At 42.7% G+C, this 20,815-nt stretch carries 13 protein-coding genes; 1 reads left to right on the forward strand and 12 read right to left on the reverse strand.

Annotation, left to right across the window (positions count from 1 at the left end; all coding sequences use genetic code 11):
* Positions 1–2 precede the first annotated feature (2 nt).
* The 7 genes from RB604_RS04720 to dapB form a co-directional block, all read right to left on the reverse strand.
* A complete protein-coding gene (locus tag RB604_RS04720) occupies positions 3–2,195 on the reverse strand; it encodes a hypothetical protein (RefSeq protein WP_122282066.1) in 2,193 nt (730 codons plus the stop codon).
* A 655-nt stretch (positions 2,196–2,850) separates the two neighbouring features.
* A complete protein-coding gene (locus RB604_RS04725) occupies positions 2,851–6,426 on the reverse strand; it encodes a rhamnogalacturonan lyase family protein (protein ID WP_055293227.1) in 3,576 nt (1,191 codons plus the stop codon).
* 244 nt (positions 6,427–6,670) lie between these two features.
* The gene (locus RB604_RS04730; RefSeq protein WP_025819120.1) at positions 6,671–6,874 is read right to left on the reverse strand and encodes an alginate lyase family protein; all 204 of its coding nucleotides are present in this window, start codon (positions 6,872–6,874) and stop codon (positions 6,671–6,673) included.
* 108 nt (positions 6,875–6,982) lie between these two features.
* Positions 6,983–7,624, reverse strand: a complete 642-nt coding sequence (locus RB604_RS04735) for a WbqC family protein (protein WP_005927718.1) — start codon at positions 7,622–7,624, stop codon at positions 6,983–6,985.
* Between the two features lie 53 nt (positions 7,625–7,677).
* Positions 7,678–8,616: a signal peptidase I gene (gene lepB, locus RB604_RS04740; RefSeq protein WP_005927715.1), complete on the reverse strand. Its 939-nt coding sequence runs from the start codon at positions 8,614–8,616 to the stop codon at positions 7,678–7,680.
* Positions 8,617–8,662: 46 nt separating this feature from the next.
* Positions 8,663–10,090, reverse strand: coding sequence for a signal peptidase I (lepB, locus tag RB604_RS04745; RefSeq protein ID WP_005927712.1), 1,428 nt, complete (start codon positions 10,088–10,090; stop codon positions 8,663–8,665).
* 16 nt (positions 10,091–10,106) lie between these two features.
* Complete coding sequence (dapB, locus tag RB604_RS04750; RefSeq protein WP_005927709.1) at positions 10,107–10,859, reverse strand: 4-hydroxy-tetrahydrodipicolinate reductase; 753 nt, start codon at positions 10,857–10,859, stop codon at positions 10,107–10,109.
* An 84-nt stretch (positions 10,860–10,943) separates the two neighbouring features.
* Here dapB and RB604_RS04755 point away from each other — a divergent pair, with 84 nt between their 5' ends.
* A complete protein-coding gene (locus RB604_RS04755) occupies positions 10,944–12,212 on the forward strand; it encodes a DUF2851 family protein (protein ID WP_055293229.1) in 1,269 nt (422 codons plus the stop codon).
* Between the two features lie 4 nt (positions 12,213–12,216).
* Here the strand turns inward: RB604_RS04755 and RB604_RS04760 are convergent, their stop codons facing one another.
* From RB604_RS04760 to RB604_RS04780, 5 genes are read right to left on the reverse strand one after another with little or no spacing between them, the layout of a single operon-like run.
* On the reverse strand, positions 12,217–12,732 hold the full coding sequence (locus RB604_RS04760) for a DUF1573 domain-containing protein (protein WP_005927703.1): 516 nt from the start codon (positions 12,730–12,732) through the stop codon (positions 12,217–12,219).
* 12 nt (positions 12,733–12,744) lie between these two features.
* Complete coding sequence (locus RB604_RS04765; protein ID WP_055293231.1) at positions 12,745–14,910, reverse strand: DUF4838 domain-containing protein; 2,166 nt, start codon at positions 14,908–14,910, stop codon at positions 12,745–12,747.
* Complete coding sequence (locus RB604_RS04770; protein WP_172680650.1) at positions 14,885–17,851, reverse strand: tetratricopeptide repeat protein; 2,967 nt, start codon at positions 17,849–17,851, stop codon at positions 14,885–14,887. The genes RB604_RS04765 and RB604_RS04770 overlap by 26 nt, the downstream gene beginning before the upstream one ends.
* 13 nt (positions 17,852–17,864) lie before the next feature.
* Positions 17,865–19,334, reverse strand: coding sequence for a glycosyltransferase family 2 protein (locus RB604_RS04775; protein ID WP_005927694.1), 1,470 nt, complete (start codon positions 19,332–19,334; stop codon positions 17,865–17,867).
* Between the two features lie 7 nt (positions 19,335–19,341).
* Complete coding sequence (locus tag RB604_RS04780) at positions 19,342–20,514, reverse strand: HEAT repeat domain-containing protein (RefSeq protein ID WP_055293233.1); 1,173 nt, start codon at positions 20,512–20,514, stop codon at positions 19,342–19,344.
* Between the last annotated feature and the right edge of the window lie 301 nt (positions 20,515–20,815).

The following is a 20,815-nucleotide window of genomic DNA, read 5'->3' on the forward strand; positions in this document are numbered from 1 at the left end:
ATTCATAAGGAGTTGTAATCCAATGTGTCTACATGTAAAAAGTACTGTTTGCCTTTGATATAGAAGAAGGGTAATTCCTCTGTCCCATTGGTTAGATTTTTTAATAAATATAATGTAGCCTTCGGGACATTATTGAATTTGAGATAATTTTTATCAGCTTTCTGAACTTTTGATCTTTTCCATCCATTGTTGTAATACATTAAAGCGTAACAGTCACCGATGACTATCATATTGTTGGCGTTACGGGGGACGAAACGTACATGTGTTATTTTAACAGGTTTTCCAAAATCCATGCCTATGCCGGACGAACCGACATAAGTTTCAAAGTTACCGTCAAATGCGAGTTCTGGTTTTTTTCCTGTGTGGATTGGTTTGCCGGATATACGATATTTCTTTTCTTGACTGTTTTCATTTTTTTGATTGGGGAATATAGGAAGCGCAGTCGGGAGAGAATGAGATTCAAGTTTAGAGTCTGTACTTAAAAATTCCATGTGTGAAATGTCGATGGGAAATTTGTTAGGACTCACATAACGATAATATCTATACTCCTTATTATTGTTCAGCGAAACTTCTTGAATATATGGAGAAGGCACATAGTCAAGGGTGTGTAACGTGTCATATTGTCCTCTCTCTCTATTACCGGCCAGCCATATATTTCCTTTCATTCTGTTATATGATGCTTTCAATTTTCTTTTTTCCGGATATTTACGTAATAATACCAATTCATTTTTTTTTGTGGTATCACAATCTATACTTATGTATTTAAGCCCTGATGTTTTTTTGTTGATACTATTGGATATATAAAGACTGTTGTTGCGGAGTGTCACATCCATCTCATGTTTCATGTCATTGATGGTTAGAGGCTGAGGTATTTCGTGATGAATACCATTAGAGCAAATCATAAATGGTTGGGCGGCGGGTTTCATTTCTTCCTCATCAAAATATATTGGAAAAAAAAGAATGTTTAAAGGTATTTGGTTGAAAATGATTTCTCCGTTATTGGTGTCTACCTTTCCCCAGCCGACAGGGTTTAATTTTTCTCTTGTAAACATACATAGGTAAACGAGGTGTGTTCTTATTTTTGGGGAAAGTGGTATCCTTAGTGTTATTGTTTGGTGATAGCGAAAGGTTTGATCTGATAATAATGGGGAACGTAGTGATTCTGGAATATACTCATCTTCTCCCGCTAAAAAATAAGGGGTGTTTCTTTGAGCTTCAAATGTTTTTCTATATACTTTTCCTGCGTATTTTATGTCGCTCTCCCAATCCTCTCTTATATTATTGTCGGGTGCTGTGTAAGGTTGGAAAATCCCGGTGGAATCAGGTGATACACACCAAAAGTGTTTTCTGTCTCTGTCTGTCCATTGTGGAGTGTATTCATATACTGTAGCTACTCCGCAGGCTCTGAGTATATCGCTACTCCAGGTTGTCATGTTGTGACAATCCATTTTGAATTTAGGGATGAATAGATCATAAATACCCAAATGTTCTTTGGCTTCGACGTACTTGTTTATCCATCTGCATTTATTGACATATGTTTTATATCTTTCGAGTTTTGAGTAGATTGAAGCGTTTATATCTGCAGAATCTGATATTATTTTATTGTAAAGTGAGTGGATGGTACTGCGATTGTAAGCGGGGTATTCGTCAGTGGTTCTATAAGGTAATATGAACTCTTTGAAGAAAGCAAAATCTTTTTTATATGTATATTCGTTAGCTTCCCATATGTGAAGTGCAGATTCTATATTATCAATTAAAAAATCTGCATGAATTGTTTGCAGGTCAGTTGTGCTTTTATTTTTCTTGTAATTTTTGTTGGTAGCTTTAATGTTGTTAAACGTTTCTGCTAAAGCAATACGTATTGAATCATACTTTTTACCTTTAAAAGACTTAATCTCGTCTAAATTCATTCCTTTAAAAAGAGAGTTGTACATGGAATCTGTTTGATTAAAAAAATGAATGTATGAACTATCCAGTTCTAATTTATTTTCACTCCTATGGTATCTCATGTTTTCAATTAAAAAACAAGCGGATTCGTAGGCTATTTTGCCTTTCTTTTTAGAATATTCAAGTACTTTTTCCAGTTCTACGCGGTTTTCACCTGATAAAATTAGTGCTTCTTCTACTTTTGAAGGATGATTTTTACATGATATGAAACCACATAATATCCAAATAAATAACATAATGTTTTTCATGTCGTATTAGATGAATTAAGATTAAATATTTCACTGCAATATTACGTCGGTTTTATTAGGATTAGTTGTAATATTTGGTTGATTAGTTATAATATTTGTCTTTGTTAATGTTTTTGAATAACTAATTGCTGGTTTGTATGGAAATATTTAGAATCTTGCTTGGCTTTAAGTAAGATAAATCTGCATTTGGTAATGATAAAAAATAACTTGGTACAATTGGGATTACTGGATTTAACAATCTGTGTTTTTGAAATATCAGGGGACTTAACAATTTTAAAGAAAACATTAAGTGTACTAATACAGTAATAACAATCGAAGTTGTCAACGACTAAATCCAGTACACATCAATATATAAGTTTTTCGGAAAAGAACTTAGCATCTTTCTTAATCAAAGCCTTTATCCATTGTAGATACAAAGTGAATCCCTAACCTGCACACTCCTTATGTGTCATGAATACGGTCCTTGTGAATCGTAAGCACGCTTTAGACCGACCGTAAGCATGGTGTATATAGTAAGGTGGGAGAGCGCTTTCATGATTAACAAACCGATATAGCAAAAAAGGTGAGGAGGGGGATTCCCAGGTGGAATAGCAGATAAGCCCATCATCGGCAATCAATTTGCCAATGATGGGCTTATCCTTCAATTAATCGTCTTTTACTGTATGATCTTTCTGACAGTCTTTGCTCCATCAACAACTACAGAAAGCAGGTAAACGCCTTTTTTAAGTCCTTCCAGACCTTCCAGTTTGATTTCTCCGCTTCCTTGAAGTTGGTTCGTGACATGATATACGCACAATCCGTCTAAAGAGTAGACGCGGATGCTGGAGGAGGCATTGTCCATATCCGTATACCGGATAACAATGCCATCGGAAATCAGAGTGAAAGGAATCTCAACATTACTTTGTTCATCCGTCAGGACTGGCCGTGATATACCCGTAGGGTTGGATTGCTGGTATTTGACGTAGTCGCGCAGATAGTATCCTAAATGAGGCGGTTGGTTATAAGCCACGTTCTGCCAGCAGATAGACATTCTGTAAATATGGTCGTGCATCAGGCAGGGAACACGGTAAGGAGACGTAAACGGAGTTGAGAAAATCATCAGATTGCTTTTGGTCTTTTCGTCATAATAGATACACTCTTCGCGCCAGTCTCCCAAAATATCGGCTTGCAGAGAGGGGGTATCTTTTATCAGATTCACTCCACAGCCGTAAGTGGAAACAAAGTCGGTAACGGTAGTACAACTGGATGTTTTGTTTACCCATTGCGAGATGACTCCTTTTTCCTGCAATTCTTCGGATAGATTGCCTGTCCAGTAAGTGCGGAAATTGACAGACGGGCGTTTGGTGGAGATGGAGTCGCCGTTGCAGTCGAAAGTGATGCTGTTATACTTGCCGTCACTGGTCATATTAAACTTTGCCAATGACCAATATTCGGCTCCACGGGAGAGGGAATCGATATCTGCACAAAGACCACGGCCAATATCTGAGCCCATCTTTCTCCCGGAAAGGATTTCACCGGTTTGGGCATCACGCATCTCGAAACCGTAGGCAGCAGATTTTTCTTCGTGTACCATGAACACTTCCAAACCCTCACGGTCGGGAATGAAATCACCTAAATGAAGGGCATCGCCATGGCCCAATCCGGTGCGGTAGAGTACGCTTCCGTCATGGTCGATGCAACAGGCTCCATAAACAATTTCATCGCATCCGTCACCGTCTACGTCACCTACTGTAAGGCTATGGGCACCTTCGCCATAAGCTCCTTTCCCTTTCGTAGTAGATGCGTGCAGCCATCTTTTTTTCAGTTCTTTTCCGTCAAAGTCCCAAGCGCACAGGTAAGCGGCTGTATAATAGCCTCTGCACATCACAAGGCTCGGCTTTTTCCCATCCAGATAGGCAACGCAGGCCAGATAGCGTTCACAGCGGTTGCCAAAGCTGTCTCCCCATGCCGAATCTGAAAGGATGTTACGGCTCGGCTCATAGGCTACTGTAGACAGTTCTTTACCGGTAGCGCCTTCAAAAACCGTCAGATATTCCGGTCCGGTTTTGATAACTCCTTGTTTGCCGCCGTGCGTTCCGCGATAATCGGCCTTAGGGTCATCACTACCCATGATTACATTGTTTCCTTTCCCGTCAATGGTACCCGGAGCGGTCTTGCAGGCTACTTCGGCTTTTCCGTCGCCGTCCAGGTCATAAACCATGAATTGGGTATAGTGGGCGCCCGCACGTATGTTGACGCCTAAGTCGATACGCCATAATTTTGTCCCGTTCAGTTTATAACAGTCCAGATAAACGTTTCCGGTATAGTTTTGGCTACCGTTCTGCCCGTTGTCGCATTGATTGGTAGGATCCCATTTCAGGATGATCTCATATTCGCCGTCTCCGTCCACATCGCCTACGCTGGCGTCACCGGGGGTGTAAGTATAGCTGCTGCCTTGAACTGTACCTCCTGCCGGGCGGTCGAGAGGAATATTCAGATACCCTTTCTCCAGAACCAATGCCGTAGAAGTCTCAATGATCTTACCGCCACTCACTGCTTCAACCGTGTAATTAGAGTTAACCGAACCTTCGGCATCCAGATAATTGGTGCGTGAGGACAGGAGTTGCGAGTTCAGCTTCGTTCCGTCGCGGTATACATTGAAAACGATGTCGTCCGGATCGGTAGCGAGCCAACGCCAACTGACTAACATACCGTCATTGGTGTACGTGGCAATGGTACCTCGGTTCAGACGCTCCGGGTCGAGTACTTGCGGGCCGCATTCTCTGATGATTTCAATGTATTCGGAAACCTCTTCGGATGGAAGCATGCCTTCTTTTACGGCGATGGCTCTGACTGTTGTCGTGATGCCCAAAGAGAAGCTTTCCGTATAAACGGATGCAGATGCAGACAGGGCGGAAACATCTTTGCCGTAATAGATGGTAGCTCCTTTGGTAGGACAACTGATAGTCACCTTATTGTCACTGTCATAACTGATGACGGGAGCTTCTACTTGGTCCGGTGCGGTGTATTCGCTTTTAGTAGCCGCTACATAGGATGCCGCATTGGCAATCAGTGTTTTCGCATCCGGAGTCAATGTCTCGATGGCAGAATACGAAAGGGGAATCAGTATATAGGTGTTTTTACCATTACTTTGCTTATGTTCGTGAATGGCATTGTACCCGTTTGCACCATTGGTTGCCAGCACATCGTCTGCGGAGATGATTTCTTTGGGGGAATGGTAGCTCTGTACATTGTTGCTTGTCTTTGCGGTACCGTCAAAGAGGGTGATGGCGTTTGTGAAGTCGATATCTGCAAAGAGAGGATGGGTTTTAAATGCATCGGCTACAATAATCTGATTCCATCCGGTAGCTCCTGCCGTCGGATTGGCGGCCGTCGCCCAGTTCCATGAACTGCTTCCGTAGTAGAATGCCTTCAGGTTTAGCATCGGTACTTTGCCTGCAAGGCCGGCCAAGGCAATACCGAATTTATTCGTACTGGCAACGGACTCGGAAGCAACTACCAGGTCATAATCCTTTAAAGTCTCTGTGTAATAAGTACCCGGAACAGAATTGTAATTGTTTGCATCGACGGCTGTTACCTTATAGGATTTTGTCAGTGTCAGATAGACCGGATCTTTGGATATTGAATAATTGGCATACTGGGAATCGTAAACATAGGCTGCTGCAGGCAGATCGGCAGAATTTACCATGAAAGCCACATAATACAAACGGCTGTCAGCGCCACTGGTACATTCTTCGTCTGCCCAGGATGTGATGGTAATCGTGTATTGCTCGGCGGGAATCAGTTCGGAAGTTTCCAGCATGCTGCCCTCTGTACCGTCATTACCTCCTTTTAAAGTAATGTTCGCGCCGGAAGTACCGGATATATCGGCACGGACGTAACGGGTTACCGAACTGCCGCTTTGAAATGCGAGCTTCAATCCGGAAATTCCTGTGACAGTGAAGACCGCTCCTTTATTGTTGCCGGCTCCTTTGACGTCCAGCCAGTCCGATTCCATTGTAATGGTACCATCGTCTAACGGGTCGGGAAATGTGCCGGAACGTGATGAATAATATCCGAATGTGCCCGAACCTTTTCCGTCCAGACACCAACCTTCATTGTATGCAGTGGTTAATCCTTCCGAGTCGGTATAAAGAACAAATGTTTCGGTAAAGGATTTGACGGCAGCTTGGACGGATAAAGCGTTGCCGATTAAAAATAAGGAAAGGATAATCCTCCAATAGTTTCTCATAATCGATTGATTTATAAAGTTTCACATGTTTTAATCATTGCAAAAATATTTGATATCGATGAAACGGAGGGGGATATACTTTTTTATAAAGTGGAAAAATTGGGATTTTCTTGGAGTGATGTGGACGAAATGATTTTTTTCTTTTTGAAAGGTGGAAGATGTGTTACATCTGTTTTGCGGGACATAAGAAAAGCCCGTCGGACTAATCGATTGGGACCGGACGGGCTTTGAGGATATGGGTTGTTCAAGAGAATTCCGGAAACTCCTTGATGAACCGGCTGGCTGTAGCCTTGTCTCCGGCATACATGGCGAAAGCAATGACTTGTGCATCATAGGCTACACTGTGGTTATTGGAGGCTTCATGTTCTTCTTTTCCCTGTCCGCTGGTCAGAATCCTTCTAAAAGAAGTGATAGACGGTTTTAAGGCAGGAGGAAAGAGTTTTTTCACAATTTACTTTAGGACATGGAAGCAGGAAAGGAAACTCCGGTTTCTTTCCTGCCTTTATTTTGAGGTGAAATATTTGTTTCTGACCTCTTTTTTGTTGGAAGTTATTTCTTATTTGCTTTTTGCTTCCGGTTGTAGTATCAACAGGCTTTCAGGGCCCATGTTGAACAGCAAGTCTATGATACTTAAATTTGGGCGGAAACCATTTCGATGCTCGAATACCTGATAATAGGCGCGGGGGATGAATTCCGGATCTGTCTGCCGGAAATCTCTCTTGGGATGAATGGCTTCCCGGAAATCGTATTCATCCGGAGTAAAGTCCGTTTTGTATTCTGTCGTTCGTGTGATGTCCGGTTGAATGTCTGCCAGTTGGCAGATAAGGTGACATAGCTCCTCGTTGAAATCGGCTAAAAATACATATTTCTTCTCGTAGAAAGGATAAAAGTCGTCCCTGTAATATTCAAAAAACGGTGTGCTGTTGTAAGCTGATTCTATGGCATTCCAATGCATATGCCGCCAATTACCGTGATCGGAGATACGAATGTCCTTCATCGGGCATTTCAGGTTTTCCGGCTTTATGATAGGAATAGAAAGCGCTATTTCCCCGTCCGGGCCGGCAATGGTGCAACGGTTGCGATAGGTCTGCTTCATGTAATGGTCATGTTGCTCGATGTAGATTTTATCATAAGTTACTAACTTAGTGTAGTATTCTACAGGAGCCAGATAGGCGGAAGATAAGTATGCAGTTTTCATCTTTCTATATTCATAAATCATAATTCATAATTCAAAAATCATAAATCCCTCATTCATCTTACCGGCTGGAAGAAACGGTTCCATCGGTATCCGTTGAATAGCCCGCTCCCGTCTTCTTTAGAAAACCAGACGAAAGCGGCTTTTCCTATGACATGGTCCTGCGGGACAAAACCGAAGAGACGTGAATCGGACAGGTTGATGGAATTGTCGGAGACCATCCAATAGTAATCTTTTGTGAAATAACAATGCTGTACGGCATGTCCTTCCACATATAATGTATCGTTCTTGATTTCGGCCTGTTTCCCTTCATGCAGTACCAATGTGTTGCGAAGGAGGGTTTTATTCCACGGGTATACCCGTATGGCCTTTCCTTTTCCCGGGATAATCAACGGGTTGGCTATCTGTTTCTCTTGACCGGGTTCCAGCAGATGTATCCAATTGTTGCCGTTCATGGCCTGTTCCAGTAAATAGTATTCATAGCGGCTGAAACTCCGTACGTTGTTGATGGAATCTTGTCCCATCAGGTCATTCGGAGTGATGGATAAGATGGATAGGAGAGAATCCAGCAGTTGTTCTTTTTCTCGTGGATAGACATACAGCCTTTTCCGGTCGGGGGCGGAGGCACTTCGGGACGATACGATGGAAAAAATAGAATCGACCAGCAAAGTATCGCCGGGCACACCTATACAACGGCTGATGAACACTTCCCGTTTATCAATGACCGGTTCCGTTACGGCGGCGGGATTATTGAAAACAACAATATCTTCTTTCCGGATTTTCCGTTCTCCCCATCGATGGTAGGAGAGAAGGGACATGACAGGCAGGCGGAGTCCGTAGCTCCACTTATTGACCAATATGCGTTCGCCGCGAAAAAGAGAATTTTCCATCCCTGCCGAAGGAATGAGACAGGAGGTAAAAGCAAAACCACGGAGCAATAGTACGATGATTATTGCTCCGGTTAAGGCGATTATCCATTTCAGGTTTCTCTTCATAGTACAGCCAATGCATACATTGGCGCATTGATCGATTGAATAATTACTATTTTACCCATTTAAAGATACGGTTCCAACGGATTTTGCCGTTGAACCATCCGCGGTCTTTATCCAAAGACAGCCATACGACGATGGGTTTACCGACTACATGATCTTCGGGCACGAATCCCCAATAGCGGGAATCTTGTGAGTTGTGGCGGTTGTCACCCATCATCCAGTAGTAGTCCATCCCGAAAGTATATTTATCCGTTTTTTGTCCGTTGATGTAAATGCCGTCTTCTTTTACTTCCAGCTTATTGCCTTCGTAGGCAACGATGCATCTTTCATAAAGCGGCAGGTTGTCCATGGTCAATGTGATGGTAGAACCTTTGGACGGTATCCATATAGGGCCGTAATTGTCTACTGTCCAGTTTGTGTATAGATTTTGTGGATAGAGGTCATGTAATGGCCTCGTAGGAATGGGGTCTATCGCAGTGACAAGATCCTTGCGGCCGAGCAGTGTATTGCGTGCTTTTTTGGTCAGAGGCAGATAGAAAGTAGTGGCTCCCGGCTGATAGTCTTGCGTATCTTCATTGCTCAATCCCAATTCATCATGCAGGAAGGCGGCCGGTATGATGTTTCCGGTAGCTTCCACTTTGTAGAAGAATTGGATATCTTCCGGTTCTTCCTGTGCTTTACCGTCTATGTATATGATGCGGTCTTTGATCTGTAATGTATCTCCCGGTAATCCGACACAACGTTTCACATAATTCTCCCGACGGTCTACCGGACGGTAGATAAGCTTACCGAACTCTTCGGGATGGGAAAGTACATATTTTCTTCCGGCATTGCGATAGAGGTCGTATACGATACGCTGTTGTTGGCGGCTGAGGCTATCCATGTTGATTTGGTTGGGATACAGCCTTTTACCTTCCCGATAAACGATGTTGTCGTAAAAGTCCGTTTGCTGATAGTTGACGGCGACGGTATCGCCGGCCGGGAAATTGAATACCACGATATCATTCATTTTGACTTTTCCGAATCCGGGAACACGCTTGTATTCCCATTGAGGCCACTCGATGTATGATTTGGTGTTGATAATAGGTAGTGTGTGCTGTGCCAACGGCATGGAGAGGGGGGTATTCGGTACCCGGGGGCCGTAACTCATCTTGCTGACGTACAGGAAATCACCCACTAACAAAGATTTCTCCAAAGAGGAAGAAGGGATCTGATAATTCTGGAATATATATATATTCACAAAGTATACGGCTACCAAAGCAAAAACGATGGCATCTACCCAGCTCATAACACTGCGTACGGTCGGGTTTTTCGATTTTTTCCAAAAGGACCAGGGGACTTTCTTGGTAATGTAAATGTCGAAGATGAAAGGTACTACGATGAGTCCCCACCAACTTTTCACCCATACCAGGAAGATCAGGTAAAGGATGATAGCGATGGCACATTTAATCCATTGTGCGCGCGTTGCTTTTCTCATGATTATAGTTTTTTGTTTATTTAGAACTCGGCTTCGAAGGTTCGTCGGCTAAAAACGGAAAGAGATCGCTCATTCCTAAATATCCTTGTTTACCGGCTGTATATTCGGCTGCTAAAATGGCGCCTAAGGCAAACCCACCGCGATTTTTGGCATCATGGGTAATCGAAATGCTGTCGGCGGCAGAATCGTAACGAACGGTGTGGATTCCGAATACTTCTCCTTCGCGGATGGAGTGGATCGGCAGTTCATCCGTTGTTGCGGCTTCTTCTTTTACCCAATGGCTTTTGCGATCCAGATTTTCAAGAATGCCTTCGGCCAGAGTGATGGCGGTTCCGCTTGGTGCATCGAGTTTGTGAATATGGTGCGTTTCACTCATAGTCACGTCGTATGCCGGAAACTGGTTCATAATCTTTGCCAGGTATTTGTTGACAGCGGAGAAAATGGCTACTCCCAAGCTGAAATTAGAAGACCAGAACAGGGTCTTTCCCTCTTTCTCGCAAAGTTCTTTTATCTCGTCACCATGCTCGGCCATCCATCCGGTGCTGCCCGAAACCAGTTTTACACCGGCTTTGAAGGTTCTGATATAGTTACTGTAAGCTACCATCGGGTTGGTGAATTCGATCGCTACATCCGCAGAGCGAAATGCTTCGGATTCGAAATCGTCTTGATTATTGATATCGATAATGCAGACAATTTCATGTCCGCGACTGAGGGCGACTTTTTCCAATTCTTTGCCCATTTTTCCGTAGCCGATTAATGCTATTTTCATTGTTTTACTGACTTATATTCAAAATAATAGTCGCAAAGATAAGATTTTTATTACATTTGTCGAATACATTAACGTCTTGTTAACATGGAACAACTTCTATACTATGTCTGGAAACACAAAATATTTCCCCTCAACTTATTGCAGACAACTTCCGGCTTGCCGGTAGAGGTCATTGATGCCGGTTTGCAAAACTCACATGCCGGTCCGGATTTTTTTAATGCAAAGTTAAAGATAGATGGTACTCTTTGGGTGGGAAACGTAGAAATACACACAGCTTCTTCCGATTGGTACAGGCATGGACATGATCAGGACAAGGCTTACGATTCGGTCATCCTGCATGTGGTGGAGCAGGCCGATTGTGAAGTGATACGGCCCAACGGCGAACAACTGCCTCAAATACAGCTTACTTGCCCGGAGCACATAAGACTGCACTATGACGAACTTTGCCGGGCAGATACTTATCCTCCTTGTTATTCTGTTCTTGCCTCTTTGCCCGGACTGACCATTCATTCTTGGCTGACTGCTTTGCAAACAGAGCGTTTTCAGCAGAAAGCAGAGGTTATTGCCGGACGATTACAGCGTTGTAATAATAATTGGGAAGATGCTTTTTTTATCACTCTTTCCCGTAATTTTGGTTTCGGACTGAATGGGGATGCCTTTGAGACGTGGGCAGACTTGATACCTTTCCGTGCCGTCGACAAGCACCGTGATGATTTAATGCAGATAGAGGCTTTTTTCTTTGGGTTGGCAGGGCTGTTGGAGGGAGATGCTATCGATGATTATCAGATACGGATACAGAATGAATTTCGTTATTTACAATACAAATTCGAATTGCCTGCTGCAATGGATGTCACTTTGTGGCGTTTCCTGCGTATTCGTCCGGATAATTTTCCATATGTCCGTTTGGCACAGTTAGCATCGCTTTATCATAAAGAGCATTTTCTGTTTTCCCGCATTATGGAAGCGGAAACGTTGAAAGCAGTCCGGCAAATTCTGGTTGCCCGTACTTCTCCTTATTGGGAGAAGCATTTTGTTTTTGGCAAGCCGTCTGCCAAAAAGGAAAAGCCGATCGGTATAAATGCGCAGAATCTATTGATTATAAATACGGTGATTCCTTTTCTTTATACTTATGGGTTGCATAAAGCGGATGAACGTCTTTGTGATCGTGCCGGCCGTTTTCTGGAAGAACTGAAAGCGGAAAACAATTATGTCACCCGCATGTGGAATGGGGCAGGCTTGTCTGTACATTCGGCTGCCGACAGCCAGGCTTTATTACAGCTTCAGAAAAAATATTGTGATAAAAAGAAGTGCCTGTACTGCCGTTTCGGATATGAATATTTACGGCGGAAATGATTGTTTAAGGATTTCCTACATAATATCCCTGTTCGGATTCTTTTCCATCCACCATCTCTTTCACGATTCCGTTTTTGACATTAAAGTCTTGGAACAGTTCTTCGTAATCGCGGGTGTAATCAGCGTCCGGCACAACATTGACGTCGAATTTGATTTCTGCTTTTCCCGCAGGGAGAATATTTCCGTAGATCCGGATACAGTGAGTAACCAAACCGATGTTTTTTATGCTGTTATATGTTGCCCGGAACTGTTTGGTTCCGTGCTCCGGAATAATGACATGCGAACTTTTATCAATGATGATACATCCGCAAGAGGGCTGTATGTCGGTGATAAGCAGGGGAGTATTGCCCGTATTTGTTATTGTGAACATGATATCGAGCTGCTGCCCTTGTTTGATGGGGTAATAATGCCTGTCGGGGTCTTTTATCTCTATGCTGGTAGGACGCACTTCTTTTCGGCACGATGATAGTAAGAGTGCCGGTATCAGCCATAAAAAAATATAGAATACATATTTGCTCATTGTTACTGCTTTTTATTTTTGAGGTATAAATGATATCTCGTCTATTGCGATCTGGGCTTTTTTCTTATCGGCCCGTTTAATTCTCAGCGTCAGTTGTTGATTGCTTTTTAGTTCCACCGGGAGGCATGACTCTGTAATTTCTCCCTTTTCACCGGTATTGCCTGGAAGTCTTGGAAACTTTTTGTAAAATTCCCCGTCTTTTAGCAATTCGACAGATTGCGGCGTATAAATTCGATGCCTCGGCAAATGCAAAAAACGAATGCAGAGTTTTCCGGTTCTATCGGCCGCTTTTTTCGGTAAATTTAATATTAAATCGTCGGATGAAGAAATAAACCAGCCGAAATGATAGCTTCCCGGTAAACCGCACGTACCGTCGGTGAGTACGGAAAGGTCGGTGTAGTTTTCATCCAGTTTGGAACCTGCGGTTAGTTTTTCTCCTAACAGCAGGTTGGGAGAACTCATTGGTTGGGCTATATATTGTTTCCATTCTTCACAATAATTGTCGATTCCGTCGGAAGCTTCATTGTAATATCTCATTTCCGGGAATGCCTCATGTTCGTTCAGGCGGTTTAGCCAATCTCCGGTTTCCGGTATAGTCTCGATTTTTTCTCCTTTCCGGCATGCATATCCATACGGTGTGAAATTATGGATACGCCCCAGCTCCAACCGGGTGAATGAAAGGGCGGTTCTGAGCATATGGAGCTTTTTCCGTTCATCGCCTTTCGCTTCATCCGTAAGTGTGCTTAACTCATTGTAGAACTTTACAAATTCTGCTGCCGGCAAAAAAGCCTTCTCGGCTTCTTGTACTCCGGCATACATATGAAGCCTTTTACCCGGTTGAATCCGGTTTTCCAGGTTACAGTAGTAAGAGGTTAGCAGTTTTTTGGACCGAGGGTATGCTTGAGCCGTATATTTCCCGATCAACTCTTCGACTGACAGTTCCGGGTTGATGAGCAATGCTGAAAGTGCAAAGGTTTTTATATCATCGAAACTGGAGTAGTCGTATCCGCTTCCATTGAAAAAAACACCGCTTACACCGTTCTCCCGGAAGAAAGCCAGTCTGTCACGGGCTATTCTCAATATAGGAAAGGGGGTCAGGTAATCATCGAAATTATTGATGTAGTCCCATACATAGATTTGCTTTGTTACATTTTTCCACTGCTTTAATGATTGTATGAATTGCTTCTCTTGTGTGTGTTTTTTGTTGACAAGGCGGAGGGGTAATTCGATGGCACTTATGAGGACACCGATGTTGGATGGTAATTCCATTGCCGGGACTTGCCGGGTACTCAAATAAGAAGTGGTGAAAAAAAGATGGTGGGGAAAGCGTTTGGCCAAACGGGTAATTAGTTGTGTTACAGCCGGCGTAGCGTTTCCGGAAGTGTTGCCTAATGCTTTACAGGCCGGACACATACAGGCTGAAGGGTCATCGTTCGGAGCAATGACGAAACGCGTTGTTTTCTTTTCTCCATAGTTGTCTATGATGTAATTCTCTATACGTCTGTATATGACATCGGAAGAAAAGCAAAGCTGCTCTTCGTATTTTTTCTTGTCTATTGTGGCATAGAATTCATCGAGATCTTTTCCCAGTACTTTTCCGAGGTTGTGTCCCCAGATTCCCCAACTTTCATCGAAGTTATCCAGTCCCGTTATTCCTGGATAGTCGGGATGTAGTCCGGTCGGTGAATAAATGCTTTGGTATTTGAAGGCAAAAGAACCGCAAGTGTCATTTAGGTTGACCAAAGCTGGGGGGAGATCAGAAGACTCTATGCGTTTATCCATATCGCCGATTTTTTTCATGATCTGGTATTGGAGCCATAGCATTTTCTTGGGTCCGGAGGTTATGAGCTTTATACCGTTGGCATGGGTTTCTACCTTGAAATCATTTTTGAGTGCCGGGTCGATTTGTACGATAATGCGGAACATGTCTTTTTCCGAAACACCGAATGCGATCATATCCTCGTCTTCTGCACGTTTTTTAAGATGATCATACAGGTATTTGGCCCAACGCGTATCCTCTTCCGTTGCGTAGTCGGATATCGAGACGAGATAGCCTTCCTTGGACAATAGTGTAGGCTCGGTATGGCCCTGTGTGCCGCAGCCTATCAGAAAATAGCATAAAATTACGATCTCTATAATAAAAGATACTTTGTTAGAATGAAATATAAACCTGTGCATAAATATTGTATAAATTCTTGTATCGTGTCGATACTTTGTCTATATAATTGTTCTGTCCTCCCGTTCTTGTATTGGTTTGATTATAATAAGTATTCCATGTGCCCATTACACCGATTGTAATATTCGGGGTTATCAGATATTGCCCTCCAAGTCCTACCATTGTATTTGTGTGTGAGAAAGAACCGGGAAGTGCATAATCCAATACGGCTGTTTCGGGAGCCGATCCCATACTTGCCGTTGCCATGATGTTTGTTTTACCATCATCCGCCGGGAAATATTTAGCCCCTATCTGAGCATTGTAGTAGATGTCCGAATTCAAGAGATACAGATCCAGTTTGGTATTTAGCCAGACCTTATCGATGGTTTTGGCTACTCCCGCGCCGGCAGAGAACAGATTGGTTCGTGACTTCTCCCACGAATCGAATTCCCATATTCCATTGTGCCCTGTTTCTTCATTTAGAGCGTTTTCATTGAATCTGAAAGACTTCTTGAAAGCTGTAGTGCGCCTGTATCCGGCATGAATGTCCAGTTCCCAGTCATTTTTGAAATATTTGGTTACCGCAATATTGGCAGCTATCTGCGGGAAATATTGTGTGGCGTAGGCAACATTTGCCATGCCGGAGACTGTTGATGAGAATCGGTGCGTCCACTCACCCTGTATCTGTATGCCGACTCCTCCCGGAGTCTGTTCTTCTGCAGTCATGTCTTTATTGGCCGATCCGCTTCGTCCGGCATAATTGATCCTTCCGGTATAGGTGTTTTTACGGGCTTTCCGGGTATATTCCAAGCTGGCAACCGAGGTTATGATGTCTTCTTCTCCATAGCGTGCGCGCAGATATATCAAAGCAATCTCATTCTTGAGCATTTGGCTTTTCAAACCGTTCAGATGACGTTGGAAAGACTTGTACTCCATGAGGGACGGTTCATAATACTTCTGGTAGTAATAAGCCGAATCTGCCTGTTTATTGTTTTCGTATACCAATCCTTTGGTATATTTAAGTGATTTGTTTTGGCTGTCGAATTGGATCGCTGTATCGAGTACGGCGATGGCTTCTACGGCCTTTCTTGATTTTGATAACTGTAAAGCGCGGTATTCGCTGCTTTGTGAAAAGGCCCCTATTACCTCTTTGTTGTCCGGATACTTCTGTACGATCGGGTGCAGGAGTCCGATGGATAGATCGTACTGTTTGTCCCGGTCATAGATAGTAGCCAGTTTTGTTTGGTAAAACGGCTCATTCGGGTAATATTGAAGTCCTTGTTCCGTGTATTGCTGGAACTTATCATACTGCTTTAATAATGCCGACGTGTTGATGGCATACCGTAAACCGAGGTCGCTCGACGGGTTGAGTTGCACGAGTTTGCATGCCGTGTCATGTGCCCGTTGTGTATTTCCTGCCTCCATGCACTTTTTGATATAAGGAATTGCAAGCTCTTCGTAGCCGATAACGTAGAACATGCGCATGTCTTCGTCACTGTGCTCGATGGCTGAAAGATAGATGTCCAACGCTTCTGCGGTCTTATCCATCTTGTCGAGTATGAAGGCTCTCTTCCAGATGCCGTTTTCATATTCGGGATAGCGGGTGGTGAGCGTGTCCAGCGCTGCCAATGCCTCATTATATTTTTTCATGCTGATATAACATCCTAAGGCTCTTTCCCAGGCTATTCCGGTGATTTCACTGTCTACCTGTTTCTGAATAATAAACTGGGTGTGAGGGAGTGCTTCCGCGTGCAATCCCAATTCTATAAGCCTTTCGGCTTTTTCCATATGTTGTTCGCATATGGCCAGCAGAATGTCATAATCGTCCGGATATAACTCGTATAATTTGTTTAAAGTAGAAAAGGCACGGTCTTTTTCGTTCATCTTACGGTAAAGTAGGTACTCTTTGTAGAGAATGCCTTTGTCCGTATCGCCGTATTTCTTTTTTGCTTCCCGTAAATAGTAGAAAGCATCGTCGCTATATCCCCTGGTGACAGAAGTGTTTAGCAGGTAATCCAATGCTTCTTTGTTGTTTTTTCCATTGTCGTACACAATGCCGTACAGGACGTACGGATCACGCTGCCTTTCTGCCTGTGCCGCTTCTAAAAGGATATGGTTGTATAATTGCCGTAAAGCCGCACTGTTGTTTTTTCTCATCTGATCGCGCATGAAAACCAACGCTTCCGGATAACGGGCCAGTTCGCCCAGAATTCCCACTTTTTTGCTTATTAAAGAATAACTGCCGGGTATTTCGGACAAACCGTTGGAAGCCCATCCTAAAGCTGCTTCCTGATTTCCCTCTTGCAATTGCAGATTGATAATATCCAGATAGTATTGTTCGTTTCCCGGTGCCGCCTTGATCAGTTCGGTCAAGGTGTTGATAGCCTCTTTCCGGTTACCGCCTTTTTTCATGTGCTGATATCCCAGTTCCATGCTGTAGATATAGTCTTTTCTTAAAATGGTGTCGTTGGGATAAATCTGATTGATGCGCTTTAAAAGGCGGTCGGCTTCTACATCGTTGCCCTGTTTGCGGTAAAGATCAATTTTTCGGCGCCATAAACCCCGCCAATACGGGTTTACTTCCAATAGTTCGTTTACATAGCAGATGGCGCTGGAATAATTTTGAGTGTTCTCTTCTACGTCTACCAGCAATTGTTTGGCGTTTACATTATTGTAATTATCTTCTATTGCTTTTATCAAATGATAGCGTGCCTGGTCATAGTCTTTTTTATGATGCCAGTATTTTCCCATCAACCATTGCAGATCGGAAACCTTCGGATATCTTCCGAGTCCTTCTTCCAGAAGGGTTTTTCCTTCTTCCCACTCTTCATTTGCAAAATGTTCCTGTACTATTTTTGCATAATCTTCGGGCAATAGGGGATCGTTGTTCGTACCGATTGATGAAGTTATCAAAAGGAACAAACAGCCGAGCATGATAATTTTATGATAGAGTTCTTTGTTCATAGGTTCGTGATAGCTAAGTGGCGGGACTTTGTACTGTAGAAAGTTCACTTTCCCGGACTACTTTTTTCTTCTGTTTAAATCCTTTTCGTTCCATATTCTTCCATTTGAAATTTCGCTGTGTCAGGTAGCTGAAATAACCTCTCAATGAAAAGAATGTGATGATGGGATGGTAAATAATCGGTTCCAATATGGAAGCCAGGATAATCCATAGATATTCATATCCTCTCTTATATAACATGCCCACATAGTAATCGTACGTGATTACCACAATGGATAAGAATTGGCAGAATATGTATATTGTCAGATATATCATCCAGGCTGTATTCCAGTTGACGGCTCCCGTAAAGGCCAGATACAGGAATACGGTGAATCCGACGACTTCGATAATCGGTGCTAAGAATTCGAATACAAACATATAGGGCAACGTAAGCAACCCCATCTGCTTATAGGTTTTTTTGAAGATCATTTTGTGGTGAATACTTAGTGTCTGGAAGAGTCCTCGCGCCCAACGGGTACGCTGTCTGTAAAGCATTGCCAAATTGGATGGTCCCTCTGTCCAGCAACAGGTATCGGGAATCTGCACGATCTTGTACGGCCGTGAGAAGTCACACATATATCCCACCATACGCGTAATCAAATCCATGTCTTCTGCAAAAGAAGTACCGTCATATCCTCCGGCAGCGATTGCTACAGAACGATCGAAAAGCCCGAATCCGCCGGACACATTCGGCATACCGTTAATGGCCGACCAGCCCATTTTGCCTATCAGATAAGAACGCATATATTCTAAGTTCTGGAAGAGGGGAATGGGAGTATGGGGCGATCTTACATCTACTATCTGTCCTTCGCTGACAACGCACCCATTTGCCATGAGCATTGTACCACTGACGGCAATTACCTGTTTTTCAGAAGAAATAACCGGCAGTATGCAGCGGTGAAGTGCATATTTTTCGAGGATGCAATCCACATCGGTACAGATGAAATAGGGGTACGAAGCAACATTGATTCCCGCATTGGATGCATCGGCTTTCGTCCCTCCGTTTTCCTTATCTACCAGAATCAGCCTTTTATATTCGGGATTTGTGGATTTGAATAATCGGCGGAACGGTTTGGTTTTAATACGTTCTATATAGGCGAATGGTACTTCTACCAAATCGAAATGCTTGACCATTTTTTCTAAAGTCTTATCCGTACTACCGTCATTCACGATGATTACTTCAAAAACAGGATATTCCAGGGCGAGCATGGAACTGACATTGTCTATGATCGTTTTCTCCTCGTTGTATGCGGGGGCAATAACGGAAACCCCCGGTGTATAGGGAGATTCCTTAATCGTTTTCCGGATATAACTCTCTACGTAGTAGCTTTTTCTTCGTTTTAAGGATATAAAAGACAAGAAAGCAAACAAGATAAAACAAGTTGCGAGAGTGCTTGTATAGAAAAATACGAAATAGTTGAAAAAGTCTAATATAAATCCTCTCATATTTTGCTTAGCTTATTTGGTTAATTAATAAGTCCTTAGTATGGGCAAATAAAATAGCTGTGTGAGCATTTGCCTGGGTCTCCAGTACATTAAACATTTGTCTGCCGGCTTCATTGTATCCATAAAGGGCTTTGAGAATAGATCGCTTGGTACTCCAGTTATCTGCTTCTTCATATGCGTTCTTAAGAAAATCTACCGCATTGCCCGTTCCTAATTCTAAAACAGCAGCAATGATGTTTTGTTTTACATCTTCCGGCTGCGTGTTATACATTTCGAATAGCTTAGGTTCGATTTCTTTATATTTCAAAGTCCCTAAAGCCCGTATTATTTCACTTCGTATTTCCGGTGAACGGGCATTTATCTGTTTTGCCAGTATAGGGGCGCTCTCTGTCTCGTTATAAAATCGGATTTCGTTGATAAAGAATTTCTTTACATCTTCTTCTGCCGAAGTATTTACCCATTTAATGAAACTGGGCGTTGCATATCCTGCTTTTTTGCGATGTTCCAAAATGGCATGGAGTTCCATCATGTCCCACTTTCGTAATTTCATGCCGATGTCTTCGTCGAAAAAGCGGAAAGGATTACCTTGACTTAACCACATATAGGCATACCGGGCAGAGTTTCTTAACTCTAATTCACGATGATATAGAAACCGTACTAATACTGCTTCAGAAGCGTATCCGTTGATGGATTGGATTAGTTTCAGGGTTTGGATTTTGCTTCTTTGTGGCCCAAACTGAAGTTCCCGCTCAAAATAGCGGGTAATTTGAAATACGTTTTGTATGCCTTGGAAATTGAGTTCATTGATTTGATCTTCAAACTCTGTTTTTATCTCAGCCAATAATTGCGTGATAATGCGGATCTCGTTTGATTTTATTCTTTTTTTCTCGTTATATTCTACTATGTTTGCTATCTCTTCATCTGTTAAATGGTTTGTATTTAAAGATATCTCTTTAAGCTTTTCGTAATACCGTTTATGAATCTTGGCATACTTGCGTTTTTCTCTTTTTCTTTTGAATATACCATAAATGATATTGATGAGAAGGCAAAAGTACGCAAAGATACACAGCATTACTACAGCGGTACATATTCGTATGATCAGCGGATATCCCATGAACTTGTAATATATCCAATAGAAGTAGTATTCCAAGTAATCTATGCCGTATAAGACTTCATTCATAAGTTGTATATTCTAAAATCGAAGTTGTATATTCTGATGAAAAGTTGTATATTTGATACAAATATAACCGATTATTCATTATTCTGTTCGGGGAACATATTTGGATTAAAATGGTTCTATTACAGTGCGTACCGTTGGAATGGATAGAAATAGTCAATTCGAGTGGCTTTTTATAAGAGAAATATTAAATTAATTTAATTCTTATTAACTGTGTGCGATTCGAGAATGCTTTATGGATGGATGATTGTTCGGTGCTTTTATTTATTGCTTTATTTTCATTTTTATATGGGAAGCATTCGGA

This window comes from Bacteroides salyersiae (genome assembly GCF_031172035.1).
In the GTDB taxonomy this organism is placed as follows: domain Bacteria; phylum Bacteroidota; class Bacteroidia; order Bacteroidales; family Bacteroidaceae; genus Bacteroides; species Bacteroides salyersiae.